The 26151-nt window shown below is 67.8% G+C and carries 18 protein-coding genes and 1 riboswitch; of the genes, 13 read left to right on the top strand and 5 right to left on the bottom strand.

Annotation, left to right across the window (positions count from 1 at the left end; all coding sequences use genetic code 11):
* Window positions 1-584: 584 nt before the first annotated feature.
* Both AB0I35_RS21510 and AB0I35_RS21505 read left to right on the top strand, forming a co-directional pair.
* Entirely contained in the window at window positions 585-1508 is a 924-nt protein-coding gene (locus AB0I35_RS21510) for a hypothetical protein (protein WP_357397918.1), read from the top strand.
* A gap of 257 nt (window positions 1509-1765) precedes the next feature.
* Complete coding sequence (locus tag AB0I35_RS21505; protein WP_357397935.1) at window positions 1766-1960, top strand: helix-turn-helix domain-containing protein; 195 nt, start codon at window positions 1766-1768, stop codon at window positions 1958-1960.
* 622 nt (window positions 1961-2582) lie between these two features.
* Here AB0I35_RS21505 and AB0I35_RS21500 read toward each other — a convergent pair.
* The gene (locus AB0I35_RS21500) at window positions 2583-4760 is read right to left on the bottom strand and encodes a malate synthase G (protein WP_357397917.1); all 2178 of its coding nucleotides are present in this window, start codon (window positions 4758-4760) and stop codon (window positions 2583-2585) included.
* Window positions 4761-5024: 264 nt separating this feature from the next.
* Here AB0I35_RS21500 and betT point away from each other — a divergent pair, with 264 nt between their 5' ends.
* From betT to AB0I35_RS21485, 3 genes are read left to right on the top strand one after another with little or no spacing between them, the layout of a single operon-like run.
* Complete coding sequence (betT, locus tag AB0I35_RS21495; protein WP_357397916.1) at window positions 5025-7151, top strand: choline BCCT transporter BetT; 2127 nt, start codon at window positions 5025-5027, stop codon at window positions 7149-7151.
* Between the two features lie 10 nt (window positions 7152-7161).
* On the top strand, window positions 7162-8676 hold the full coding sequence (locus AB0I35_RS21490; protein WP_357397915.1) for an aldehyde dehydrogenase family protein: 1515 nt from the start codon (window positions 7162-7164) through the stop codon (window positions 8674-8676).
* On the top strand, window positions 8673-10226 hold the full coding sequence (locus AB0I35_RS21485; RefSeq protein WP_357397914.1) for a GMC family oxidoreductase N-terminal domain-containing protein: 1554 nt from the start codon (window positions 8673-8675) through the stop codon (window positions 10224-10226). Before AB0I35_RS21490 ends, AB0I35_RS21485 begins: the two co-directional genes overlap by 4 nt.
* A 1-nt stretch (window position 10227) precedes the next feature.
* Here AB0I35_RS21485 and AB0I35_RS21480 read toward each other — a convergent pair whose 3' ends face one another.
* On the bottom strand, window positions 10228-10686 hold the full coding sequence (locus tag AB0I35_RS21480; RefSeq protein ID WP_357397913.1) for a helix-turn-helix domain-containing protein: 459 nt from the start codon (window positions 10684-10686) through the stop codon (window positions 10228-10230).
* Window positions 10687-10771: 85 nt separating this feature from the next.
* Between AB0I35_RS21480 and AB0I35_RS21475 the strand changes: the two genes are divergently transcribed.
* The 4 genes from AB0I35_RS21475 (at window position 10772) to AB0I35_RS21460 (ending at window position 14821) form a co-directional block, all read left to right on the top strand.
* Window positions 10772-11998, top strand: a complete 1227-nt coding sequence (locus tag AB0I35_RS21475) for an MFS transporter (protein WP_357397912.1) — start codon at window positions 10772-10774, stop codon at window positions 11996-11998.
* Between the two features lie 256 nt (window positions 11999-12254).
* Window positions 12255-12797 (top strand): HNH endonuclease, encoded by a 543-nt coding sequence (locus tag AB0I35_RS21470; protein WP_357397911.1) that lies wholly within the window; start codon window positions 12255-12257, stop codon window positions 12795-12797.
* A complete protein-coding gene (locus tag AB0I35_RS21465) occupies window positions 12794-13039 on the top strand; it encodes a WhiB family transcriptional regulator (RefSeq protein WP_357397910.1) in 246 nt (81 codons plus the stop codon). Before AB0I35_RS21470 ends, AB0I35_RS21465 begins: the two co-directional genes overlap by 4 nt.
* Window positions 13040-13153: 114 nt before the next feature.
* Complete coding sequence (locus AB0I35_RS21460) at window positions 13154-14821, top strand: substrate-binding domain-containing protein (RefSeq protein ID WP_357397908.1); 1668 nt, start codon at window positions 13154-13156, stop codon at window positions 14819-14821.
* On the opposite strand, the gene AB0I35_RS21455 is transcribed toward AB0I35_RS21460, so the two are convergent.
* Window positions 14822-15400, bottom strand: coding sequence for a helix-turn-helix domain-containing protein (locus AB0I35_RS21455; RefSeq protein ID WP_357397906.1), 579 nt, complete (start codon window positions 15398-15400; stop codon window positions 14822-14824). It abuts the gene before it with no gap.
* 123 nt (window positions 15401-15523) lie between these two features.
* On the opposite strand from AB0I35_RS21455, the gene AB0I35_RS21450 reads away from it, so the two are divergent.
* A complete protein-coding gene (locus AB0I35_RS21450; RefSeq protein ID WP_357397905.1) occupies window positions 15524-17296 on the top strand; it encodes an ABC transporter ATP-binding protein in 1773 nt (590 codons plus the stop codon).
* Complete coding sequence (locus tag AB0I35_RS21445; protein WP_357397904.1) at window positions 17293-19008, top strand: ABC transporter ATP-binding protein; 1716 nt, start codon at window positions 17293-17295, stop codon at window positions 19006-19008. Before AB0I35_RS21450 ends, AB0I35_RS21445 begins: the two co-directional genes overlap by 4 nt.
* 253 nt (window positions 19009-19261) lie before the next feature.
* Here the strand turns inward: AB0I35_RS21445 and AB0I35_RS21440 are convergent, their stop codons facing one another.
* Both AB0I35_RS21440 and gcvP read right to left on the bottom strand, forming a co-directional pair.
* Window positions 19262-20107 (bottom strand): virginiamycin B lyase, encoded by an 846-nt coding sequence (locus tag AB0I35_RS21440; protein WP_357397934.1) that lies wholly within the window; start codon window positions 20105-20107, stop codon window positions 19262-19264.
* A gap of 161 nt (window positions 20108-20268) precedes the next feature.
* On the bottom strand, window positions 20269-23079 hold the full coding sequence (gene gcvP / locus AB0I35_RS21435) for an aminomethyl-transferring glycine dehydrogenase (protein ID WP_357397903.1): 2811 nt from the start codon (window positions 23077-23079) through the stop codon (window positions 20269-20271).
* A gap of 152 nt (window positions 23080-23231) precedes the next feature.
* Window positions 23232-23331: riboswitch (glycine riboswitch) on the bottom strand.
* Window positions 23332-23489: 158 nt separating this feature from the next.
* Here gcvP and AB0I35_RS21430 point away from each other — a divergent pair.
* Together AB0I35_RS21430 and AB0I35_RS21425 are read left to right on the top strand one after the other, a co-directional pair.
* On the top strand, window positions 23490-24707 hold the full coding sequence (locus AB0I35_RS21430) for an acyl-CoA dehydrogenase family protein (RefSeq protein WP_357397902.1): 1218 nt from the start codon (window positions 23490-23492) through the stop codon (window positions 24705-24707).
* The gene (locus AB0I35_RS21425) at window positions 24704-26140 is read left to right on the top strand and encodes an LLM class flavin-dependent oxidoreductase (RefSeq protein WP_357397901.1); all 1437 of its coding nucleotides are present in this window, start codon (window positions 24704-24706) and stop codon (window positions 26138-26140) included. Before AB0I35_RS21430 ends, AB0I35_RS21425 begins: the two co-directional genes overlap by 4 nt.
* The last annotated feature ends 11 nt before the right edge of the window (window positions 26141-26151 follow it).

The following is a 26151-nucleotide window of genomic DNA, read 5'->3' as shown; positions in this document are numbered from 1 at the left end:
GCGTTGCCGCTGAGGTCGGTGTGGTTCACGGATTCATCCTTTCGCACCTTCCCCCTCATTCGGAACAGCCCCAACGGCGGTCAGCGATCCGGTCGCACCACCCTGTTCGGTCGTGGCCCAGGAACGAAGAGCGGGCCGCCGCAGAGTGTGAGCGCTACGGAGAGCGACCTGCGACGACCCGTCTACCAGGAATTCGCGGCCACCTGAGCCCTGGATGGGCCCCGCTGCGGATCGCGTCAGCCCGTCGCCGGGCGTCTACTCCGCCGCGGCGAAACCGCCGGGGGGCTGACGAGGATCAGGTCACCGAGTCGATCGGATCGGGCTCCCGAACCGAGTACGAGTTGAATGCACGGTACTGCCGAGGAGCACAGGACACGCCCATGATCGCTAGTCCCGTTCAGCCGCAGCGAAATTCGCAGGTCGGCGCTGAACAGGACTCCGACAATCGACAACAGCCGCCGATTCGGGGGGTGTTCGGTAAACGGTCTTGGTCTCAACCGATCAAAGACCCCATTCGCGTCCGAGGGTGTGGCGTTTGCCCGCCTCGCGGCAGGTGGACGCACACCGTGAAATAGACTGTGCTGGTGGTGACGAAGGTTGTTTCTCCCGCGGTGCTCGTGCCGCTACAGGAGGCTTTGGCCTGTGCTTACTGGTACAAGGACGACCTGAGAGCTTTTCTCCGAAGCGCCACCGGACAGCCCGAACTGATTGCCCAGCTCGACTGGGGCGGCGGTGCTTACAAGCGAGCTATTGTCCGCCAGCTCGTCACCACGCTTGCCGAGAACCAGCACCGGTACTTCGACACCCTGATCGCATTGATTCTCGCGACTGTCGAAATCGACCCCGCTCCTCTCAAGCGGCTCGACGACGGCCTCACCAAGTACGAGACCGCGACTGCAGCCCTGAACGTCCTGCGAGATTTGGTCGAGCCCTACCGAGCGATGCGGTCGGAAGCTGAAGCAGCAGCGCAGCGCCGCCGTATCGACCAAGAACGCGCCAAGAGGGAACAGGCCCTCGCCCGCGAGACCGCGGAGCTGCGCGCCAAGTTCCTCGCCATGCACTCCCAGGAACCGCAAGCACGCGGATATGCCTTGGAGGACTTGCTGAACCGACTCTTCACGGTGTACGACATCAACGCGAAGGGGCCCTTCCGGATCCAAGGGGAGCAGATCGACGGAGCCTTCACCTTCGCGGGAACCGACTACTTACTGGAAGCAAAGTGGCAGAAGGAACTGAGCACCACGGCCGATCTGTCGATCTTCGCTGACAAAGTGAGACGCAAGCTGGACAACACTTTGGGTCTCTTCCTGTCCATCAACGGCTTCCAACCCAACGCAATCAAACTGAGCGGAGAGGGCGGGCGGCGGGTGCTCCTACTGACTGAGGGATACGACCTGCAGCTGGTCCTCGACGGGCGAATCCGCTTTGACGAACTGTTGCGACGGAAAAGAGAGCACGCTGCTCGCACTGGGGAGATCCTTCTTCGTGCTGCGGACATCCTGGCGTGAACCCCCAGATCCTGGTTTGCCGACCACCGAGTCCCACGACGGGTACCGCGTGCCGATCTTGCCGCACGCTGGAACATTCCCCTCAAAACGCTCGCCTCCTGGGCCAGCACGGGCTCCGGACCGCCTTACTCCCGCCTCGGCCGGCACCGCCGATACCGGCTCGGTGCCACCGCGCATGGGAGCACCAACGGCTGCGTGATACCGCATCTGACAGTTCCGAACCTGCGACACCAGCGACAGCAGATGGCGAGACATAGCTGAGCACTGACGACCTCGCCCAACGACTACTGATTCCGGCCAGAACCCTGGCACGTTGGGCATCGGCCGGGTCCGGTCCCCGCTATGCCCGCCTCGGGCGGCACCGTCGCTACCGCCTCGCCGACATCCGCGCCTGGGAACACCAGCATTCCGACGCCAAGCCTGCCGCCCAGATCCGCCGCACCGCACATTGATGCCCTTGAGCACTCGCCCAGGTTCGGGATCACATCGCACGTCCCTCGATCAACCCGGCACCACCGGAAGGCGCCCCGCTCACGACGCCCACGTGAAAGCCGGCTCCTACAGCGACCCACCGCAAACAGTCTGGACAGTCGTCGCAGACTCCGCTGTTGGAGCCGGTCTCAACGAGGCTCACCCGAACTCAGGGGATTTCCGGGACCCTTCTGGCCAATCGTCACGCGCACCCGCGGCCGAATTAGATATCGACGCCCTCGCCGCGACCATCCTGACGCTCAGGCAACGCGCATACATCCCCGCCGGACCATCGGCGTGTCGGTCTGCGACGCGCCGGGAGACGCCAACCCGTAGCAATCTGTCAGCAAACTTTAGGCCTGCGCGCCACGCTCCCACGCCACATCGCCGCAAGGTCTGCCCGCACGGCAGCCGCGTATCCGCTGGTAGACCACGCATCGGCACGTCAAAATGTGTGACCGTTTTTGTGACCGTTTTGAGCGTGACACGCCGGTATCCGGCGTGATTTCCGGTGATGACAGCGGCCCCGCTTCGGATGTACTCCGAGGCGGGGCCGCACGCGAAAAGTGCTGGTATGAGCTACTTTTCAATCACTGGAGATCACTACTTCTGCGCGGCCTTGAACTCCCGACGACGCCGGTGCAGGATCGGCTCGGTGTAGCCGTTGGGCTGCTTGGTGCCTTCCAGGACCAGTTCCTTGGCGGCCTGGAAGGCGATCGAGGCGTCGAAGTTCGGCGCCATCGGGCGGTAGTTCTTGTCGCCGGCGTTCTGGCGGTCGACGACCGGGGCCATCCGCTCGAGGCTCGCGATCACGTCGGCCTCGGAGACGATGCCGTGGCGCAGCCAGTTGGCGACCAGCTGGCTCGAGATGCGCAGGGTGGCACGGTCTTCCATCAGGCCGATGTCGTTGATGTCGGGCACCTTGGAGCAGCCGACACCGTGGTCGATCCAGCGGACCACGTAGCCCAGGATGCCCTGGGAGTTGTTGTCCAGCTCCTGACGCTTCTCCTCGTCGGACCAGTCGGTGGACGCGGCGAGTGGGATTTCGAGGATCTGGTCGACGGTGGCGCGGGGGCCGCCCTTGGCGATCTCGGACTGGCGCTTGAACACGTCCACCTGGTGGTAGTGGGTGGCGTGCAGGGTGGCGGCGGTCGGCGAGGGCACCCACGCGGTGTTGGCGCCCGCCTTGGGGTGGCCGATCTTCTGCTCGAGCATGCCTGCCATCAGGTCGGGCATGGCCCACATGCCCTTGCCGATCTGGGCCTTGCCCGGCAGGCCCTTGGCCAGGCCGGTGTCGACGTTCCAGTCCTCGTAGGAGGTGATCCAGGTCTGGGTCTTCATCTCGGCCTTGCGGACCATCGGCCCGGCCTCCATGGAGGTGTGGATCTCGTCGCCGGTGCGGTCGAGGAAGCCGGTGTTGATGAACACCACGCGGTCCTTGGCGGCCTCGATCGACGCGGCGAGGTTGACCGTGGTGCGGCGCTCCTCGTCCATGATGCCGACCTTGAGGGTGTTGCGGGTCAGGCCGAGGACGTCCTCGATGCGGCCGAACAGCTCGTTGGTGAACGCGGCCTCGTCGGGGCCGTGCATCTTCGGCTTCACGATGTAGACCGAGCCGGTGCGCGAGTTGAGGCGCTGGGTGTCGCCGTTGAGCGAGTGGATGGCGATCAGCGAGGTGATCAGGCCGTCCATGATGCCCTCGGGCACCTCGTTGCCCTCGGCGTCGATGATGGCGTCGGAGGTCATCAGGTGGCCCACGTTGCGCACGAACAGCAGCGAGCGGCCGTGCAGCACCAGCTCGGAACCGTCGAGCGCGGTGAAGACGCGGTCGGGGTTCATGGTGCGGGTGAAGGTCTTGCCGCCCTTGGTGACCTCTTCGGCCAGGTCGCCCTTCATCAGGCCGAGCCAGTTGCGGTAACAGACGACCTTGTCGTCGGCGTCGACCGCGGCGACCGAGTCCTCGAAGTCCATGATCGTGGTGAGCGCCGACTCGAGCACGATGTCCTTGACGCCTGCGGAGTCGGTGGAGCCGATGGGCGAATTCGGATCGATCTGGATCTCGATGTGCAGACCGTTGTGCTTGAGCAGCACCGAGGTGGGGGCCTCGGGGTCACCGAGGTAGCCGACCAGCTGGGAGGGATCGGCCAGGCCGATGTCGGTGCCGTCTTCCAGGCCGACCTCGAGCTCGCCGTCGACGATCTTGTAGTACGAGGAACCGATGTGCGAACCGGTGATCAGGGTGACGGCGTCGTCGAGGAAGTTACGGCCCCACTCGATGACCTTGTCGCCGCGCACGCGGTTGTAGCCGGTGCCCTTCTCCGCGCCGTTGGCCTCGGAGATGGCGTCGGTGCCGTACAGCGCGTCGTAGAGCGAACCCCAGCGGGCGTTGGCGGCGTTGATCGCGAAACGCGCGTTCATCACCGGAACCACCAGCTGCGGGCCTGCGGTGGTGGCGATCTCGGTGTCGACGTTGCCGGTACCGATCTGGAACGGCGCGGGCTCGGGGCGCAGGTACCCGATCTCGGCGAGGAACTTCTTGTAGGCGGCCTTGTCGTAGCCGGCGCCGGGGTTCTCGCCGTGCCAGGCGTCGAGCTTGCCCTGGATCTCGTCGCGTTCGGCCAGCAGGGCACGGTTGCGCGGCGCGAGGTCGTTGATGACCTGTTCGGCGCCTGCCCAGAACGCGGCGGAATCTACGCCGGTACCGGGAAGCGCCTCGTTCTCGATGAAATCGTGGAGAACGCTCGCCACCTGGAGCCCGCCGACCTGAATCCGCTCTGTCATCTACTGCCTCACTTCGGTTGAAAACCGGCTGGAAAAGTCGATGTCATGTTACCCGTGGGTATAGCTGACATCGCGTGTGGGTGGAACGCCCGGCGGACGTCACGCATTCCGCCACGCCGAATCGTCGGGGCCGACGGCTGGGCGTGGCGAACCACCTCTCGATTGTAGGTTCCCGCCTCACGGCCGTCGTGCACGCTCGAACACGGGCGCAGCAACCACCGGATGTGCACGAAAGCGCGAGGTGGACGAACTAGCCTTCGTCGCATGGGTGCCCCCAGCAATCCCGGCGACAACACCACACCTGTCGGGGCGACGCAGGTGCCGTTGCACCCGGTGGCAAACAAGCGGTCGGTGAACAAGCCCGTGTTCCTCACCGCCGCCGGGCTCGTGCTGGCTTTCGCCGTCTGGGCGCTGGCCTCGCCGGCGAGTGCCGAAAGCGTCGTCGGCGAGGTGAAGACCTTCATCTCCACCTGGTTCGGCTGGTGGTATTTCGTGCTCGCCACCGTGATCCTCGGGCTGGTCGTGTTCCTCGGCGCAGGTCGGTACGGCCGGTATCGCCTCGGCCCGGAGGAGTCACGCCCGGAATACAGCCTGTTCTCCTGGACGTCGATGTTGTTCGCGGCGGGCATCGGCATCGACCTGATGTTCTTCTCCGTCGCCGAACCGGTCTACAACTACCTGCACCCGCCGGAGGGCCCCGCCCAGACCGATCACACCGCCCGCGAGGCGGTGACCTGGACGATCTTCCATTACGGCATCACCGGCTGGGCGATGTACGCGCTGATGGGCGGGGCGCTGGCGTATTTCGCGTTCCGGCACAACCTGCCGCTGACGATCCGCGCCGCCCTCTACCCGATCTTCGGCAAGCGCCTGCACGGGCGCTGGGGCGACGCCATCGATGTGGCCGCGGTGCTCGGCACCATCTTCGGTATCGCCACTTCGCTCGGCATCGGCATCGTCCAGCTCAACTACGGTCTGCACGAGCTGTTCGGCGTCCCGCAGGGCAAGGCGGCCCAGATCGGTTTGATCGCGTTGTCGGTGGCCATCACCACCATTTCCGCGACCACCGGGGTCGACAAGGGCATCCGGCGATTGTCCGAACTCAATGTCATCATGGCCATCGCCCTGCTGATCTACATCCTGGTGGCGGGTCGCACGTCGTTCCTGCTCAACGGGCTCACCCAGAACGCGGGCGACTACCTGTCGACGTTCCTGGACCGCACCCTGAACACCTTTGCCTGGGAACGCAATCCGGAGACGGCGAATCAGCCCTCGACGTGGCTCGACAGCTGGACGCTGTTCTTCTGGGCGTGGTGGGTGGCATGGGCGCCGTTCGTCGGGCTGTTCCTCGCGCGTATCTCGCGCGGACGCACCCTGCGCCAGTTCATCTTCGGTGTGCTCGTCGTGCCGTTCAGCTTCACCCTGCTGTGGATCTCGGTGTTCGGCAACAGCGCGTTGCAGGTGGCGCGCGACGATCAGCAGTTCGCCGAAAAGACAGCCGCCAGAGCGGAATTGGGTTTCTACTCCCTGCTCGAGCAATATCCCGGCGCCACCTTCCTGCTCGGCATCGCCACCATCACCGGTCTGCTGTTCTATGTGACCAGCGCCGATTCCGGTTCGCTCGTGATGGGCAATTTCACGTCGAAACTGCCCGATCCGATGGCTGATTGCGCGCGTGGCACCCGCATCTTCTGGTCGGCCGCGATCGGTCTGCTCACCCTGTCGATGCTGTTCGCGGGGGCGGGCGGCTCGATCATCACCCTGCAGAACGCGACGATCATCATGGGCCTGCCGTTCTCGTTCGTGCTGGCTCTGATCGGAATCGCGATGCTGCGCGCGGTGCGCAACGAGTCGTTCAAGATCGACAGCTACCGGGCGGCGCTACCCAATGCCATCGCGGCCGGGCGCGGACCGAGCGAGCACGGCAGCTGGCGGCGCAGGCTGCTGGCCACCGTCCACTACCCCGGCCCGGCCTCGACCCGGAAGTTCTTGAACAACACCGTGATTCCGGCCATGCGTGAGGTTTCCGAGGAGCTGGCCAGGATGGGACTCACCGCGCACATCGACGAATCGGGCACCCACGAGGGACTGCCGTATCCGAGGCTGATCGTCGATCAGGGCACCGAGACCGGGTTCGAATACGGGGTGTGGCCGGTCTCGGCGCCCGCACCGTCGTACGCGGTCCTCGCCCAGCGCTCCGGCGACCGCTATTTCCGCTGCGAGGTGTATCTGGCCGAGGGCTCGCAGGGATACGCCCTCAACGGGTACAGCCGTGAGCAGGTGATCGGCGACATCCTCGACCAGTACGAACGTCACCTCGGTTATCTCTACCTGCGCCGCTCCGCCACCGATCACCACGAACCCGAAGCCGTCGACACCGACGAATCGTGAAGGGACAACCATGAGCCAGACCCTCTATATCGATGGCACCTGGCGCGCGGCCGCGTCCGGTCTGACCCGCGAGATCCGCTGTCCGGCGGACGATTCCGTGGTCGGCACCGTCGCCGAGGCGGGCGCGGAGGACACCGAGGCCGCCATCGCCGCCGCCCGGCGCGCCTTCGACGACGGACCGTGGCGCACCACCACGGCCGGTGAACGCGGCGATCTGCTGCTCGACATCGCCGACGCGATCGAGGGCAGACGCGAACAGTTCGTCGGCGCCGAGACCTTGGACACGGGCAAACGGCCCTACGAGTCCGAGATCGACATGACCGATATCGAGAACTGCTTCCGGTATTTCGGCAAGCTCGCCGCCGAGGACGCGGGCCGGGTGGTCGACGCGGGCAACGCCGACATCGATTCGCGCATCGTCTACGAACCGGTCGGGGTGTGTGGGCTCATCACGCCGTGGAACTACCCCCTGCTGCAGGCCGCCTGGAAGGTGGCACCGGCGCTGGCCGCGGGCAACACCTTCGTGCTCAAGCCCGCCGAACTCACCCCGCACACCGCGATCCTGCTGATGACCGTCCTCGACGACCTCGGGGTACCGCCGGGCGTGGCCAATCTCGTCCTCGGCGCCGGTCCGACCGCGGGCGCTCCCCTGTCGGCCCATCCCGATGTGGACCTCGTCTCGTTCACCGGCGGGCTGTCCACGGGTCGCGTCATCGCCCGCGAGGCGGCGGCGACGGTGAAGAAGGTGGCCCTCGAGCTGGGCGGCAAGAACCCGAACATCATCTTCGCCGACGCCTGCGACACCGACGAACGCCTCAGCGCCTGTGTCGACAACGCCCTAAACGCGGCGTTCCTGCACTCCGGCCAGGTGTGCTCGGCGGGGGCGCGGCTGGTGATCGAGGAGTCGGCGCACGACCGGTTCGTCGACGAACTCGTCCGCCGCGCCCGTGAGATCCGCCTCGGTCTGCCGTTCGCCGACGGCACCGAGACCGGTCCGCTGATCTCGTCGGCGCATCGCGACAAGGTGCACGCCTATGTGGAGCAGGCCCGCGCGGACGGGGCCGATATCCGCACCGGCGGTACCTTCGCCGTCGGCGACCAGGGTTCGGGCAGCCTCGACGACGGCTGGTTCTATCTGCCGACCGTCATCGATCGCGCGAACCGCACGATGGCGTGTGTGCACGACGAGGCGTTCGGCCCGACGGTCACGGTCGAGACGTTCACGACCGAGGAAGAGGCGATCTCCATCGCCAACGACACCGAATACGGCCTGGCGGGCGCGGTGTGGTCCAGCGATTCGGCGCGGGCGCGGCGGGTGGCTGCCCGGGTGCGCGCGGGCACGGTGTGGGTCAACGACTTCGGGCCCTATCTGCCGCAGGCGGAGTGGGGTGGATTCGGCCGATCCGGTGTCGGCCGCGAACTCGGTCCGTCCGGGTTGCACGAGTATCGCGAGGCCAAGCACGTGTACGAGAACCTCCGGCCGGCGGTCACCGGCTGGTTCGAGCTGCGGGAGGACCAGCGGTGAATTCCTACGACTATGTGATCGTCGGCGCCGGTTCGGCGGGCGCGGCGGTGGCCGCTCGCCTCTCGGAGGACCCGTCGGTGACGGTGTGCCTGCTCGAGGCGGGTCCGTCCGATGTCGACGACCCGGCGATCCTTCGCCTGGATCGCTGGATGGAACTGCTGGAATCCGGTTACGACTGGGACTATCCGATCGAGCCGCAGGAGAACGGCAATTCGTTCATGCGCCATGCCAGGGCCAAGGTGCTCGGTGGCTGTTCGTCGCACAACAGCTGCATCGCCTTCTGGGCGCCGCGCGAGGACCTCGACAGCTGGGAACGCGAGCACGGCGCGACCGGTTGGGGTGCGGACTCGGTGTACCGGCTCTACCGCCGCATCGAAACCAACGATGCCCCCGGCGAGCACCACGGTCGCAGTGGGCCGGTGAACATCATGACGGTGCCACCGAAGGACCCTTGCGGTGTGGCGGTACTGGACGCTTGCGGGGAGGTCGGGATTCCCCGTGCGGAGTTCAATGCCGATCGCACGGTTGTCAACGGCGCCAACTTCTTCCAGATCAACAGCCGCACCGACGGCACCCGTTCCTCGTCGTCGGTGAGCTACCTGCACCCGATTCTGGACCGGCCGAATCTCACCATCCGGACGGGGGCGTGGGCCAAGCGGATCCTCATCGAGAACGGGCGCGCGGTCGGTGTGGAATACACCGACAACGCCTTCGGGCGGGCCGCTCGGGTCACCGCCGAGTGGGAGGTGATCGTCTCGGCCGGGGCCATCGACTCGCCGAAGCTGCTGATGCTCTCGGGTATCGGTCCGGCGGATCACCTGCGGGAGCACGGAATCGACGTCGTGGTCGACTCCCCCGGCGTCGGTGCGCACCTACAGGATCACCCGGAGGGGGTGATCGGGTTCGAGACGAAACAGCCGATGGTGCGCAGTTCGACGCAATGGTGGGAGGCGGGCATCTTCACCACCACCGTCGACGGGCTCGACCGGCCCGACCTGATGATGCACTACGGCAGTGTCCCCTTCGACATGCATACCCTGCGCCAGGGTTACCCGACGGCCGAGAACACCTTCTGCCTCACCCCCAATGTCACCCATGCCCGCTCGCGCGGCACCGTGCGGTTGCGGTCGCGCGACTTCCGCGACAAGCCTCGCGTGGACCCGCGCTACTTCACCGACGCCGAGGGCCACGACATGCGGGTGATGATCGCGGGGCTGCGCAAGGCCCGCGAGATCGCTTCCGCCGCAGCGCTTTCGGAATGGGTGGAACGGGAACTGTATCCGGGTCCGCAGGCCGAGACCGATGCCGAACTAGCCGACTACATCCGGCGCACCCACAACACCGTCTACCACCCGGTCGGCACCGTGCGGATGGGCGCACCGGATGATCCGATGAGCCCGCTCGACCCGGAACTGCGGGTCAAGGGCATCGAGGGACTGCGCGTGGCCGACGCCTCGGTGTTCCCGGCCCACACCACGGTGAACCCGAACATCACCGTCATGCTGGTCGGCGAACGCTGCGCCGAACTGGTGGCTGCCGACCGAAAGTAATTCACCCGCAGTCCACTCGCCGCACTTCGGTGGTGGCGGCGGTGACGACCGTACCTGCCCGATCGCGCGGGCGCAGTTCGGCGAGTGGCCGGCCGTCGCGGTCCACGAGCGTCGAGCGGGGCTCGTCGTCGGCGAAGGCATGGCTCTCCCCCCACTGCCGCAGCGCGACAACGACGGTGAACAGGTCCTGCCCCGCCGGCGTCAGCTCGTAGACGTGCCGTTTGCCGCTCGCGGTCGCGCTGGTGGCGAGGATGCCGTCGTCGACGAGTCGGCGGAGGCGGTCGGCGAGGATGTTGCGCGCTATCCCGAGCCGCTGTCGCAAGTCGGTGAACGACGCCGGTCCGTCCATGGCGTCGCGCACGATGAGCAGACTCCAGCGATCACCCACCAGGTCGACAGTTCGCGCCACCGGGCAGGTGGTATCGGTCCATTCGCGGTCGACACGGACCGTCGAAGCCATGGGCCACCTCCAAATAGGTTGCAATTCGAAACCATTATTGCCTACCTTTGATTTGGTTTCATTTTGCTACTCTTTTGGAGGTCCGGTGGCTACACGACTGACGCGAGCACAACGGGTGATGCTGGCGGTGGTGTGCGCCGCGGCGGTCTCCACGGTCTACGCGATCCAGCCGGTTCTCACCGTGGCGGGTGCGGAATTGGGGCTGTCGCCGCAGTCGTCCGGCGTCCTGATCGCCGCCGGGCAGATCGGGTATTTCGCCGGACTGATTCTGCTGGTCCCACTCGGTGACCTGGTAAACCGCCGTCGGCTCATCGGCGGCATGCTCGCGCTCACCTCGGTCGGGGCCGCGATCGCCGCCGTCGCGCCCACCGGTGTCGTCGCGGTCGCCGGACTCGCGGTCGCCGGAGTGTTCGCGGTCGTCGTCCAGGTGACCGTGGCCTACGTCGCCGCTGTTTCCGCGCCCGGTGAACGGGGCCGCAATATCGGCGCCGTCACCTCCGGTGTGGTGATCGGCATCCTCGGGGTCCGTGTCGTCGCGGGTCTGCTGGGTGACACGCTCGGCTGGCGGGCAGCCTATGCGGCGCTCGCGGTGCTCTGCGCGACGCTCGCCGTCCTCACCCGGAAGATTTTGAGTCCGGACATCAGAACCCGCGATGATCGGTACACCCAGGTGCTGCGGTCCACGGGACGGCTGGTGACCACGGACCGGCTGTTTCTGAGCCGGGGCTCGATCACTTTCTTCGTCTTCGCGTCCTTCGGATCGCTGTGGAGCGGCCTCGCGCTCCCCCTCGCTGCGCACCCCTGGTCGTTGGGCACGACCGAGATCGGGCTGTTCGGGTTGTTCGGTCTCGCGGGCGCCCTCGGCGCGGGCCGGGCGGGGCGGTGGGCCGATTCCGGTCATGCGCAGCGGGTCACCGGCTCGGCCCTGCTGATGCTCGCCGTGTCCTGGTTGTTCATCGCGCGGACCGGGACGGTGGTACTGCTCGTCGTCGGCGTCGTACTGCTCGACTTCGCCGTCCAGGCTGTGCACGTGAGCAGTCAGCATTTGCTGACCACCGCACATCCCGACCGCGCGGGCAGCGTCATCGGTGCCTACATGACCTTCTACGCACTGGGGTCCGCGCTCGGCGCGGTCACCACGACCTGGGCTTACACCGTGTGGGGATGGTGGGCGTCCTGCCTGTTCGGCGCGCTCTACGCCCTGGCCGGGTTCGCCGTGTGGGCGGCGGCCCAGCTCTCACGCGTCGGCGTCATGGCCTCGCCGGAATCACCCTCGGTGCCGGTGGGATGCGCTGTCGCTCAACGAAAATAAATGAGCCGACATTCCGGACATGGTGTGTCACCATGATTCACACGAGCCGACATCGCGCCAGACGAGACCGGCAGAGCACGCTGAGAGGAGGAGACGACCGTGAAACCAGCTGTAGCACAGCATGATTCGAAGCCCGGATATCAGAGCACCGGACATCGCAGCGCCGAGATGCGCGAAACCGGTCGTCTCCCCGTCGCGCACTGAGCGCACCTCCCTCTCCATTTCCGCTCGCTTCTTCGAAACATGGTGATTTGCGATGATGATTCGTCATGCCGTCGTGCCGACGGCGCCCGCTGCCGACAACTGGATACACAGCCGCGTGCTGGTGCTCAACGCCAGCTACGAGGCACTCGACGAGATCACCGCCGATCGGGCGGTGACACTGCTGCTCAGCGGGGCCGCAGAATCGGTCATCGACCGGGTGCCACGCTTCCCGATCCGCTCGCAACACCTCGAAGTGGTCTTGCCGGAGACGATCCGGTTGCTGCGCTACGTGTACCTGGCGCATGTGCGACCGGTCGGCGAGGACAGCCGCGCCACCCTGGCCGGTGTGCTGCGCCGCGACAAGCACCGATGCGGCTACTGCGCGAACTGGGCGGCCACCGTCGACCACATTCGCCCGCGCAGCCGGGGTGGCCCCAACACCTGGGGCAATCTCGTGGCCTGCTGCGCACCCTGCAATACGACCAAGGCCGACCGCACCCCGGAAGAGGCGGGGATGCGGTTGCTGTGGGAGCCCAAGGCACCCGACCCGCTCGCCAGCACACAGCGCCGGATCTGGAAGGAGTACGCGCCGTGACCACCGCATTGACCGAACTGCTCACCCTGTCCGATTCCGGTCGGTGGCATCGTGCCGCCTGCCGGGGCGATCCCAACCACGAGGCGTGGTTTCCGTACCCGTCGCAGGATTTCGACTACGCCCGCCGCATCTGCGCCGGTTGCCCGTTGCTCGCGGGGTGCACCGAGTACGCGGCGCGGACCGGTCAGTCCGGGGTGTGGGGTGGTCGTGAATACGACCGCGGCCGCGTGGTCCGCGAATGACCGGACCGGGGGCCGGGCGTCGACCACGACGCTCGGCCCCTGGCTGTGAGCAGCGACGATGCGCCGGGGGATGCGCGGTGCGCCGCGCCGGCGGCGAGTCCTTAAACTTGCCGCGTGGGTACACATCGCAGCGGGACCAGATCTCGACGTATCAGCAAAGGTCCGGTTATCGCGGCATCGGTGCTCGTGCTCGTACTCGTGGCCGTGTTCGCCTGGTTCCAGCTGCGCGATCGTGCCGCCGAATCCGATGTGGCCGCCGCGGCCGAATGTGTGGAGGGGCCCGCCGCCCTCGATGTCACCGTGGACCCGGCCGTGGCCGGTCCGGTACGTGCGGCCGCGGAACGGTTCAACGCGACCGAGCCGCGCGTGCGTGACCATTGCGCGCGCGTCGAGGTGACGGCCCGGCCGTCGGCGGCGCTCGTCGGCGCGCTGGCCGACACCAGCACCTGGGAACCCGGCCTCGGCCCGAAGCCCGGGCTGTGGATCGCCGACTCGAGCCGTTCGATCGAGCTGGTCCGGGTGCCCGGTTTGATCGAGGGCACCCCGGCCTCCATCGCGACCAGCCCCATCGTGCTCGCGGTGCCCGATCCGCTGCGACAGGCACTCGAGCAGCACCAGATCACCTGGGCCGACCTGCCCCGATTGCAGCAGGGCTCGCTCGACGAGATCGGCTTGAACGGGTGGGGTGGGCTGCGGATGGCGCTGCCCTCGGGTGACGCGACCACCGCGGCCGCTGCCGCGATCGGTTCCGCGGTGTCGGGCACCGACCCGCTCACCGAGCAGGCCGCCGCGTCCGGACAGGTGGTCGCCGCCATTTCTGGTCTAGCCGCCGCTGCCCAGAAACCCGCCGACCTGACCACGGCGATGGCCGCGATCAGCGCGGATCCGGCCGCGAACGATATCCACGCGGTGGCCGCTACCTCCCAGCAACTGGGGAGCGGTGGGCTCACCGCGTTCCGTCCGGCGGGCACCGCGCCGCTGGCGGATTACCCGGCGGCGGTGCTGTCGGGTCCGTGGGTCGACAAGATCCAGAATCTCATCGCCTCGCGCTTCATCGACTTCCTGCGGGCTCCCGAGCAGGCGGCCGCGTTCGCCGCCGACGGTTTCGGCCCGGCCATCGGCTCGGCGCCCGCAAATCCGGGCAAGGCGGCGCTCGAGAAGGTGCGCGCCACCATCGACAACCCGGTGCTCGGTGTGAATGCCACTGTGCTGCTCGATGTCTCGTCGTCGATGGGCACCACCGACGGCTCGATGACCCGCCTGGCCACGTCGGGCGCCGCGCTCGCCTCGACCCTGCAGGTGATGCCGCCCGACTTCGGGCTCGGACTGTGGACCTTCGGCAAGAATCTCGACGGAAACGATCCGTACCAGGTGAACGTCGCCACCGGCCTACTCACCGACGCCCAGCGCAATGCCGTGGGATCGGCGGTCACCTCGCTGAAGCCGAGCACGGTGAGTACCGACCAGGCGTATCCGAGTCTGCTCGCCGCCTATCGCGCGGCGGTGGCGAACTACTCCCCCGGCCGCACCAATTCGATTCTGCTGATCACCGACGGACCGGACGACGATTCCTCGCTGACCGGCGCCGATCTGCTCGCCCAAATCGCGGCCGCCGACCAGTCCGGCAAGCCGGTGCGGGTGGACATCATCGTGGTCGGTGGCGAAGGCACCCAGACCCTGCAGGAGCTGTCCGCGCAGACGGGCGGCACGTACACCCGGATGCCGACCAGCAACGATCTCGGCTTCGGAACGGCGGTGGTCAAGGCGCTGACCACACCGTAGTCAGCCCCATACGGCCCGTAACGGGTCGAGTGCCTCGTCGACGTAGGCGGCGACGGGTCGGTCGCCGCCGTCGAGGAACCACTGTTCGAGCGCGGCGAGGTAGCCGAAGATGAGCGCGTTGGTCGCCACCTTGGCCTGCGCCTCGGTGAAACGGCCGGTCGAGCCGAGCAGCGGTGACAGCCGTCGGCTGGTGCGGTCGGCCGAGGCGTAGGCCGCGCGCCGAACCGATGGTTCGGTGAAGTGATAGCGCAGGCTGCGCCGCCACGGGCCGGGTTCGGAGCCCGATTCGTTCGTGCCCGTGTCGTACTCGTGCACGGAGCGGATGAGGCTGCCGATCGGATCGTGCGGATCGACGATCTCCGCGAGCTGTTCGTCGCTGAGGTTGTCGAACTCGTCGGCGACGATGATGCCCTCCTTGGTGCCGAAGAGCCGGTAGACCGTCGAGGGCGAGACCTCGGCCGCGGCGGCGATCTCCTCGATGGTGACCGCGGCGAAGCCCTTCGCGTCGAACAGGTCGAGCGCGCGTTCCTGAACGGTGTGCATGGCGTTGAGCCGCCAGCGTTCGCGTAGTCCAGCCATGCGGACCAGATTATCAGGAAGTCACTGTCTGGTGACTGCCACTCTCATTCAGACATTGACTGTCCGTAACGACGCTCGTACAGTCGCTGTCTAGAGACAGTGACTTTCTGAATCGAGTGTGCGATGACGACGACAATCGAACGTCCCGAGGCGGAGTCGGTGACGCATTGCCCGCCGCCGACTCTTGTGACATCGGTCCGCCCCTACCTCCCCGGCTTCGCCGTGGTGATGATCGCGCAGGTCATCGGCTCGCTGGCCGGGCTGGCGCCGTTGCTCGCGGTGGTCGAGGTCGGCCGGGTGCTGTTGTCGGCCGGACCGGTCGATCACGACCGGGTGTGGCTCGCGGTGGCGATCGGCGCGATCGGTCTGCTGATCCGGCTGGTGTTCACCGGTGCGGCGGCCGGGCTCGGGCACGTCCTCGACGGCCGGGTGCAGCTGGGATTCCGGCGGCAGCTCGCCGCCCAGCTGGGGCGCGTGCCGATCGGCTGGTTCTCCGGGCGCCGAACCGGTGAGCTGGCCAAGGTGGTCGGCGACGACGTGAGCGCGGTGCATCCGGTGCTCGCGCACGCGCCCGGTGAGCTGGTGTCGGCGTTCGTGGTGCCACTGGTGTCGCTGGCGTATCTGTGCACGGTGGACTGGCGGCTCACGCTCGTCACGCTCGTCCCGGTCCTGCTCGCGCTCCTGCACGTGCCGCTGCTCCTGCTGCCGGCGAGGGAGCGCGAACAGCGGGAGTTCGACGCCGCGATGGGTCGCATCGCCGACGCGGTGGTGGAGTTCGTGCAGGGCATCGCGGTGGTCAAGGCCTTCGGCGGCGGTGATCGGGCACATCGCCGATTCCGCACGGCCGCAGACGAATTCGCCGATACGTTTCTGCGTTTCGTCCGCGGTCTCGCCCCGGTGGCGGCCGGGATGCAGCTGGCGTTGTCGCCGCCGTTCGTGCTGCTGGTGATTCTGAGCGGCGGCACCTTCCTGCTCACCCGTGGCGAGCTGGCCGCCGCCGATTTGTTGCCGTTCCTGCTGCTCGGGCTCGGTCTGACCGCCCCGGTCGCGGCGCTGCAACACGGTTTCGACGATCTGCAGGCCGCCGGGCACGCGATCGGCCGGATCAACGAGGTGCTCGCCGTGCGGCCACTGCCCGAACCGGCGCGACCTGTGGCTCCGCGCGGGCACCGGGTCGAATTGCGGGACGTGCGTTTCGGCTACGACGACCGGGAGGTGCTGCGCGGTATCGATCTGGTCCTCGAGCCGGGTACCGTCACCGCGCTGGTCGGACCGTCGGGGAGCGGTAAATCGACACTGGCGCAACTACTTCTGCGATTCTTCGATCCGAGTCACGGCAGCGTCGTCCTCGGTGGTGCCGACCTGCGCGACATCGGCAGCGATCGGCTCTACCGGTCGGTGTCGTTCGTCTTCCAGGATGTCCGACTGCTGCGCGCCTCGGTGGCCGACAATATCGCGCTCGCGGTGCCGCACGCCGACCGCGAACGGGTGATCGAGGCCGCCCGGCTGGCCGGGATCCACGAACGGATTCTCGACCTGCCGCACGGGTACGACACCGTTCTCGGCGAACAGGCAGGGCTGTCCGGCGGTGAGGCACAACGGCTTTCGCTCGCCCGGGCTCTGCTGGCCGACACCCCCGTACTGGTGCTCGACGAGGCGACCGCGTTCGCCGACCCGCAGACCGAGCGGGCATTGCGGCGGGCCATGGCGAACCTGCGCGGTGACCGAACGGTGCTCGTCATCGCCCATCGACACGAAACCATCGCCGACGCCGACACCGTCGTCCTGCTGCGGGACGGCGTGATCGTCGAGGGCGGCGCACCCACCCGGCTGCTGGCCGAGGGCGGCGCGTTCGCCGCGTTCTGGCGGGCCGAACAAGGAAGCGAGCTGTCATGATCCGCACACTGTTACGGGTACTCGGCCATCAGTACGCGGGCCCGGTTCGCCGGACTGTGGTGTCGATGAGTGTCACCGCCGTGCTCGAAGGGTTGTCCTACCTGCTGCTCGTTCCCGTGCTGCGTGAGCTGTTCGGCAGCGAACCCGCGCGGGCCTGGCCGTGGCTGATCGGGTTCGGGTGCGCGGTCGCGGTGTACGCCGTGCTGCGTTATGTCAGCGATCTGTCGGGGTTCCGCTCGGGCACCACGCTGCTGCGCGGCACCTACCACCGCATCGGCGACCACCTCGCGCGGCTGCCGGTCGGCTGGTTCGGGCCGGACCGGGTGGGTGAGGTGTCTGTACTGGCCAGCCGGGGTGTACTCGAGGCGATGGGCGTGATCGCGCATCTGCTCAGCCCGTTCATCACCGCGACGTTGACGCCGGCGACCATCGTGGTGGTGATCGCCATTTTCGATTGGCGGCTCGGACTGGCCGCGCTGATCGCCGTCCCCCTGGTGGCCGCGGTGCAGATCCGGGCGAGTCGCGCGCTGGCGGCCACCGACGCCGAACGCCACGCCCGCGATCACGAGGCGGCGGGCCGCGTCATCGAATACCTGCGGGCCCAGCCGGTGCTGCGCGCGGGTGGCCGAAGCACCGAGCGGTTCGGTCTGCTCGACGATGCGTTGCGGGAGCTGCAGCGGGCCACTCATCGCTCGGTGCGCACCGCGCTGCCGGGGATGGTCGGTCTCACGCTCGTCGTCCAGACCATGTTCACCGTGCTGCTCGCCCTCGGCGCCTACCTCGCCCTCGGCGGCCGGATCGGCGCCGCCGAACTGTTGGCGATCCTGGTGCTCGCCGCCCGTTGCGCCGAACCGTTGCTGTCACTGGCCGATCTGGGTGGCAAGCTGCGCAGCGCGCACTCTCAACTCACCCGACTGGACGACCTGCTCAGCACCGAACCGCTTCTCGAACCACGCGATCCCATCCAACCGCTCCGCCACGATCTCGAGTTCGATGCCGTGGGCTTCGCGCGCGACGGTCACACCGTGCTGGACGGGCTGACGTTCCAAGTGCCGCAGGGGCAGCGGTTCGCTATCGTCGGTCCCTCCGGCGCCGGGAAATCCACGGTGCTCCAATTGCTCGCCCGATTCCACGATGTCGACGCGGGCGCGGTGCGCATCGGCGGTGTCGATGTGCGCGACATCGATACCGCGACCCTGATGTCGTCCATCGCCATCGTCTTCCAGGACGTGTACCTGTTCGACGGCACGATCGAGAACAACATCCGCCTCGGCCGCCCCGACGCCACCGACGCCGAGGTGCGGGCGGCGGCGACCGCGGCCGGACTGGACGAAGTGGTCGACCGTTTGCCCGGCGGCTGGGCGGCCGCCGTCGGCGAGGGCGGCGCGCTGCTGTCCGGTGGTGAGCGCCAACGTGTTTCGATCGCCCGCGCCCTCTTGAAGGACGCACCGATCGTCCTGCTCGACGAAGTCACCTCGGCACTCGACCCCGCCAACGAGGCAGCCGTCCATCGTGGCATCGAACGCCTGATGGCCGGGCGAACAGTCATCGTCGTCGCCCACCGCCTACGCACGGTCCGAACCGCCGACCGCGTCCTCTTCCTGGACAAGGGTCGTGTCGTAGAGCAGGGCACCCACCCCGAACTCATCGAAACGGGCGGGCGCTATACGGATTTCGTCGACATCACAGATCCTGCTGTCGCGACGAATTGATGATCGCGGGGACACCCGCGCCTTGCGACACGGGTGTCCCCGCACAGCATCGCGACCCACCGGCCGTAGCGGCCAACCGACTCGGGCCGCATGCGGTGAACATCCGAGACGGAATCGACGCATGGGGCGGAGTCCGGCCTGAGACCTCGGTCCGTGTCGTCACTCCCGGCGGTGGACGCCTACCCGGGCGCACCGTCGTCGCGCTGTCCGCACGGCCACGGTGGGGACGAGTCGATGCGTGTCCACAGAAGCGTCAGCCTGGTGAAACCTCGACCAGCGCACCGGATTCCATGGCCACCCAGAGGTGGCCGGTGGAATCCACCGTGAGTCCGTGGGGTTCGGCGCCGGGGAGGGTGAGGTGGTCGATCTTGCCGTCGGTGTCGATCCGGCCGAGGTCTCCGCTGGCCCATTCGGTGAACCAGAGCGCGCCGCCGGGGCCGGAGACGATCGCGTGTGGGCGTGAATCACGGTCCGGCAGAGCGTATTCGATGACAGTGCCCGCGCTGTCGATGCGACCGATCGCGCCCACGCCGATCTCGGTGAACCACACCGCACCATCGGGGCCGGCGGCGATGCCGACCGGTGCCGCCGAAGGGGTGGGCAGGGGGTGCAGTGTCACCGTGAGGTCGGTGTCGATGCGGCCGATCGCGTTGCCCTGGTTCACCGTGAACCAGACCGCGCCGTCGGAGCCCGCGGTGATCATCGACGGCATTCCGTCGACGGCGACCCCCTCGATCCCGCCGTCACCCGCGATCCGGCCGACCCGACCGGCCTGCAATTCGGTGAACCACATACCGCCTGGCCCAGCGCAGACACCATAGGGCCCGTCCATCGTCAGACTGCTCACCGCGCCGTCGAGGGTGATCCGGCCCAGCCGGCCACCGTGGAACTCGGTGAACCACAGGGCGTTATCGTCTCCCGCCACGATCACCGTGGGTTGTCCGCCGACGGGGTCGAGGGCGAAGGTCTCGACCTGCCCTTCGGCATACCGCCCGATGGCACCCTGGGTCACCAGGGTGAACCACAACGCACCGTCCGGTCCGACGGTGACCCCGTACGGTGCTCCGGCTACCTCGATCTCGCGCACTATCTCGCCGATACTCAACGATTCGATCCCCTCCTGGTCATGGGAACATCCCGCCCCATCCGCCACCGTACCGACCGTCGCCACGCCGGGCAGCCCTCCGGGTGCCCGAATTCCGGTCGTGAACGAATCCGGGCCCCGCCGAACGGCATCGGCGGGGCCCGGATCAGTGGGGATCAGTCCTGGTAGGCGTCGAGCGGCGGGCAGGAGCAGACGAGATTGCGGTCGCCGAACGCACCATCGATGCGACGCACAGCAGGCCAGATCTTCGGCCGGGCGTGTCCCACACCGCGTGGGTACACGGCGGTTTCACGGCTGTAGGGGTGGCCCCACTCGCCGACCAGGCAGGCCGCGGTGTGCGGTGCGCCGCGCAGCGGGTTGTCGGTGACCGGCCAGACGCCTGCGGCGACCTGGTCGATCTCGCCGCGGATGGCGATCATGGCGTCGATGAAGGCGTCGAGTTCCTCGAGATTCTCGCTCTCGGTCGGCTCCACCATCAGCGTGCCCGCCACCGGGAAACTCATGGTCGGTGCGTGGAAACCGTAGTCCGCCAAACGCTTTGCCACATCGTCGACGGTGACACCGGTCTGCTTGGTGATCTCGCGCAGATCCAGGATGCACTCGTGGGCGACCATCCCGTTCTCGCCGGTGTAGAGCACCGGGAAGTAGGCGTCGAGGCGGCGCGCGATGTAGTTGGCCGACGCGATGGCCGTCAACGTCGCCGCGCGCAGGCCCTCGGCGCCCATCATCCGGATGTAGGCCCAGGTGATCGGCAGGATCGAGGCCGAACCGTACTCGGCGGCCGACACCGCGTGCGAACCGTTCTCGAGCGGATCACCCGGCAGGTACTGCGCCAGGTGCGAACGCACCGCCACCGGGCCCACGCCCGGACCGCCGCCGCCGTGCGGGATGCAGAAGGTCTTGTGCAGGTTCAGGTGGCTCACATCGCCGCCGAACCGGCCCGGACGGGCAAGTCCGACAAGGGCATTCAGGTTCGCACCGTCCACGTACACCTGACCGCCCGCGTCGTGCACCAGCGCGCACAGCTCGGCGACCTCGTGCTCGTACACACCGTGGGTGGACGGGTAGGTGATCATGATGCAGGCCAGCCGCTCGGCGTGGTCGGCGATCTTGGCGCGCAGGTCGTCGAGATCGATGTCGCCGTTCTCGCGGCACTTCACCACCTCGACCCGCATGCCGACCATGGCCGCCGAGGCGGCATTGGTGCCGTGCGCGCTGGACGGAATCAGGCAGGTGTCGCGGTGATCGTCGCCACGGTCCAGGTGGTAGCGACGGATCGCGAGCAATCCCGCGTACTCACCCTGGCTACCGGCGTTGGGCTGCAGGCTCACCGCGTCGTAGCCGGTGATCTCGCACAGCCACTGCTCGAGGTCGGCGACGAGCTTGCGGATGCCGGGCGAGTCCTCGGTGGGGGCGAAGGGGTGCAGCCGCGCGAAACCGGGCCAGGTGATGGCCTCCATCTCGGCGGTCGCGTTGAGCTTCATGGTGCAGGAACCGAGCGGAATCATGCTGCGGTCCAGGGCGATGTCCTTGTCCGAGAGCGAACGCAGGTAGCGCAGCATGGCGGTCTCGGTGTGGTGGCGGGTGAACGCCGGATGGGTCAGGTACTCCGAGGTGCGGGTCTCGATGCCGACCGGTTCGGCGCCCGCGCCGGATTCGGGAGTCAGTGCGGTGCCGAAGGATTCGACGACGGCGGCGACATGGGCTTCGGTGGTGGCCTCGTCACAGGCGATGGAGACGTGGTCGGCGTCGACCAGTCGCAGGTTGATCCCCTTCGACTTCGCCTTGGCGACAACGGCTTCGGCACCACCGGGCACGTGCGCGAGCACCGTGTCGAAGAAGGAGCCGTGCACCACCGCACCGCCGAGACCGGTCGCGACGGCGGCGGCGTGCTCGTGCACCCGGCGCGCGATGGCCCGTAGTCCGTTGGCACCGTGGTAGCTCGCGTACATGGCGGCGAGGATGGCCAGCAGCACCTGGGCGGTACAGATGTTGGAGGTGGCCTTCTCGCGGCGGATGTGCTGCTCACGGGTCTGCAGCGCCAGGCGATAGGCCGGGGCGCCGTCGGCGTCGACCGACACACCGACCAGGCGGCCCGGCAGTTGACGGGCGAACGCGGTGCGCACGGCGAGGTACCCGGCGTGCGGGCCACCGAAGCCCATGGGGACACCGAAACGCTGGGTGGTCCCGAAGCACACGTCGGCGCCCTGTTCGCCGGGCGGGGTGATCAGGGTCATCGCCAGCAGGTCGGCACCGGCGGCGACCAGCGCGCCACGCTCGTGGGCGGCGGTGAACACCTCGGTCCAGTCGACGATGCGGCCCGACGCGCCGGGGGTCTGCACGATCACGCCGAAGAAGTCGCCCTCGGGCAGCACTCCGGTGGACAGGTCCGCCTCGACGAGTTCGATGCCGAGCGGCTCGGCGCGGGTGCAGATGATGGTCTTGGTCTGCGGGAACAGGTCGGTGTCGAGCAGCAGCCGGTTCGACTTGGACTTGCCCGCGCGGCGCAACAATGTCATCGCCTCGGCGGCGGCGGTCGCCTCGTCGAGCATCGAGGCGTTGGCCACGTCCATGCCGGTCAGATCCGAGACCAACGTCTGGAAGTTGAGCAGCGCCTCTAGCCTGCCCTGGCTGATCTCGGGCTGGTACGGGGTGTAGGCGGTGTACCAGGCGGGGTTCTCGAGCAGGTTGCGCACCAGCACGGGCGGGGTGAGCGTGTCGTAGTAGCCGAGCCCGATCATCGAGGTGGCGACGGTGTTGGCCTGGGCCAGGCCGGCCAGCTCGGCGAGTACCTCGTGTTCGCTCGCGGGCGCGGGCAGGGCGGCGAGGCCGGACTCGTCGAGGATGGTGGCGGGCAACGCCGTGGTCGCGAGCGCGTCGACGGACTCGACGCCGATGGTCGCGAGGATCCGGGCGAGTTCGTCGGAATCGGGTCCGATGTGGCGGTCGGCGAACGAACGGGTCACGGCAGCTCCAGGTCGGGCGGGTCGGCCTCGTGGCCGACGGGTACCAGCCCTCCCCCTCTGTCTGTGCGCCTGAGAGATTCGGTGGCCGGTCGAAACCGTGCCCCTTTCCCCGTGGGCGGGCAGCCGGATGCCACCGCTTTCCAGAGGCGTCGAATCACCGCGCGGTCCCTGTTGCCTGAGAGATTGACGGGGAGGTGCTGCTCCTTCGGCGCCCGGACTCTTGCGATCCCAGGACTCTCCCGCACGACGGCGACGCACCCCCGAGTCTAGAGGCAGCAAACCCCCGGTCGCGCCACCAGGGGCCCGCCGGGGGTGTAGTGCTCGTCACTCCCCCACCGTGACGGGGAGACGTTTCGATCCCCCTGCGCGCAACCGGTGAATCCGACGGCCCGCTGCGCGATCGTGAGGGCATGACTTCCACCTCCGCGTCCGCGATCACAGACTCCGAGCTCGATGCCGTCTTCGCCCCGATCTTCGACCGGATCGCCGCCGGTGCGGTGGCCAGGGAGGTCGACCGCAGATTGCCCTTCGACGAGGTCACCTGGCTGAAGGAGGCGCGGTTCGGTGCCCTGCGGGTACCGGTCGAGTTCGGCGGCTACGGTGCGAGCGTGCGTCAGCTGTTCCGGCTGCTCATCGACCTGGCGGCCGCCGAGTCGAACCTGCCGCAGGCACTGCGGGTGCACTGGTCGTTCGTGGAGGATCAGCGGCTGGCCGAGCCCGGCCCGCAGCGGGAGCGGTGGTTGCGGGCGGTGGCCGCAGGGACGCTGGTCGGTAACGCGATCACCGAACCCGGGGTGGGCGCCGTCGACCGGTATCGCACCCGGCTGACCGAGGACGGTGACCGGCTGCTCCTCAACGGGGTGAAGTACTACAGCACCGGTTCGCTGTTCGCCGATCACATCCTGGTCGCCGCCGACCGTGCCGGTGAGCGCCTCGGTGTGCTGGTCGACGCGAACGCCGAGGGGGTGGTGCAGCACGACGACTGGGACGGTTTCGGACAGCGGCTCACCGCCAGCGGCACCACCGAGTTCACCGATGTCGTGGTGGCGCCCGATCGCGTCCTCGGGCCCGGCTACGGTGTCGCGGGCCCCACCTACGGCACCGCCTACCTGCAGTTGGTGCAGCTCGCGGTGCTCGCCGGGATCGCCGCTCGCGCCGAGCGCGACGCCAAAGAATGGGTGAGCGCGCGCACCCGCACCTACACGCACGCCTCGGCCGACCTGCCGCGCGAGGACCCCCTTGTCCAGCAGGTGATCGGCAAGTTGTCGGCGGCGGCGTTCACCGCTCGCGCGACCGTGCTGGCCGTCGCGGACATTCTCGACCGCGTCCTCGACGCCGGGGCGAACGACCACGGCGACCTCGCCGCGGCCGAACTGGCCGCCGCGCAAGCACAACTCGCGGTGATCGATATCGTCCTGGCCGCCACGACACAGCTGTTCGAGCTCGGTGGCGCGTCCATCGTGTCCGAACAGCTGCGCTTGGACCGGCACTGGCGCAACGCACGCACCGTTTCCGTGCACAATCCGGCGATCTTCAAAGCCCGGGCCGTCGGTGACTACCTGCTCAACGGCACCGAGTTGCCGTTCGGTTGGAGCGCGGGCGAGCGCCGCACGGAGGTGTCGCGATGAGCAGGCCGATCCGCTTCAACGCGTTCGACATGAACTGCGTGGCCCACCAGTCACCGGGACTGTGGCGTCATCCACTCGACCAGTCCCACCGCTACACCGACATCGGGTACTGGACCGAGCTGGCGAAACTCCTGGAACGCGGGCGGTTCGACGGCATCTTCATCGCCGATGTCCTCGGCACCTACGACGTGTACGGCGGCGACGACACCGCCGCGCTGCGCCAGGGTGCGCAGACCCCGGTCGCCGATCCGCTGCTGCTGGTGTCGGCGATGGCGGCGGTGACCGAGCATCTGGGCTTCGGCATCACCACCGGCACCGGGTTCGAGCATCCGTTCCCGTTCGCGCGCCGCATGTCGACCCTCGACCACCTCACGCGCGGGCGCCTCGGCTGGAATGTGGTGACGGGCTATCTGCCTTCGGCGGCAAGGAATTTCGGTGACGCCGATCAACTCGATCACGACGAACGCTACGACCGGGCCGACGAGTACCTCGAAGTGCTCTACAAGCTCTGGGAGGGCTCGTGGGAGGACGACGCGGTGATCCGCGATGCCGATCGCGGCATCTACACCGACCCGGCGAAAGTCCACCACATCGGTCACTACGGCAAGCACTACACCGTGCCCGGAATCCACGTGTCGGAGCCGTCACCGCAGCGCACGCCGGTGATCTATCAGGCGGGCGCCTCACCGCGCGGAGTCCGGTTCGCGGCCGAGAACGCCGAAGCGATCTTCATCGCCGGTCCGTCCAAACGCGTGCTGGCGCACACTGTTTCGCGAGTTCGCGATGCGTTGGAGGCGGCAGGGCGCGGGCGGTACGAGGCCAGGATCTACGCGCTGGCCACCATCATCACCGACGAGACGGACGCGGCAGCACGGGCCAAACACGAGGAATACCTGTCCTACGCGAGCGTCGAGGGCGGGCTGGTGTTCATGTCGGGCTGGATGGGAATCGACCTGTCGCGATACGACCTCGACGCCCCGATCGGTGAGGTGCACAGCAACGCCATCCAGTCCGCGGTGGCGGCGTTCCAGGAATTCGACGACGACGGCCGCGAATGGACCGTGCGCGACATCGGGCGCTGGGCGGGCATCGGTGGGATGGGGCCGGTGTTCACCGGTTCCGGCGAAACCGTCGCCGACCTGCTGCAGGAGTGGGTCGCCGACACCGATCTCGACGGATTCAACCTCGCCTACGCCATCACCCCCGGCACGTTCGAGGACATCGTGCGCCATGTCGTTCCGGTGTTGACCGAACGCGGTGTGTACCGCACCGAATACGAGCCGGGGACCTTGCGCAACGCCCTCTTCGGGGCCGGTGATCGGCTACCCGAGCACCATCGTGGTGCCGGATATCGCGTCGGTGGTCCGCGGTCGACCGTGCTGCCGCACGCGGTGTCACGGCCGGGATCGGTGAACGCATCAGCGGGCGCGTAGGAATCAATTCG

The sequence above is a fragment of the Nocardia sp. NPDC050378 genome, from assembly GCF_040655675.1.
Taxonomy (GTDB): domain Bacteria; phylum Actinomycetota; class Actinomycetes; order Mycobacteriales; family Mycobacteriaceae; genus Nocardia; species Nocardia coubleae.
This window is presented reverse-complemented; position numbering and strand designations above follow the sequence as displayed.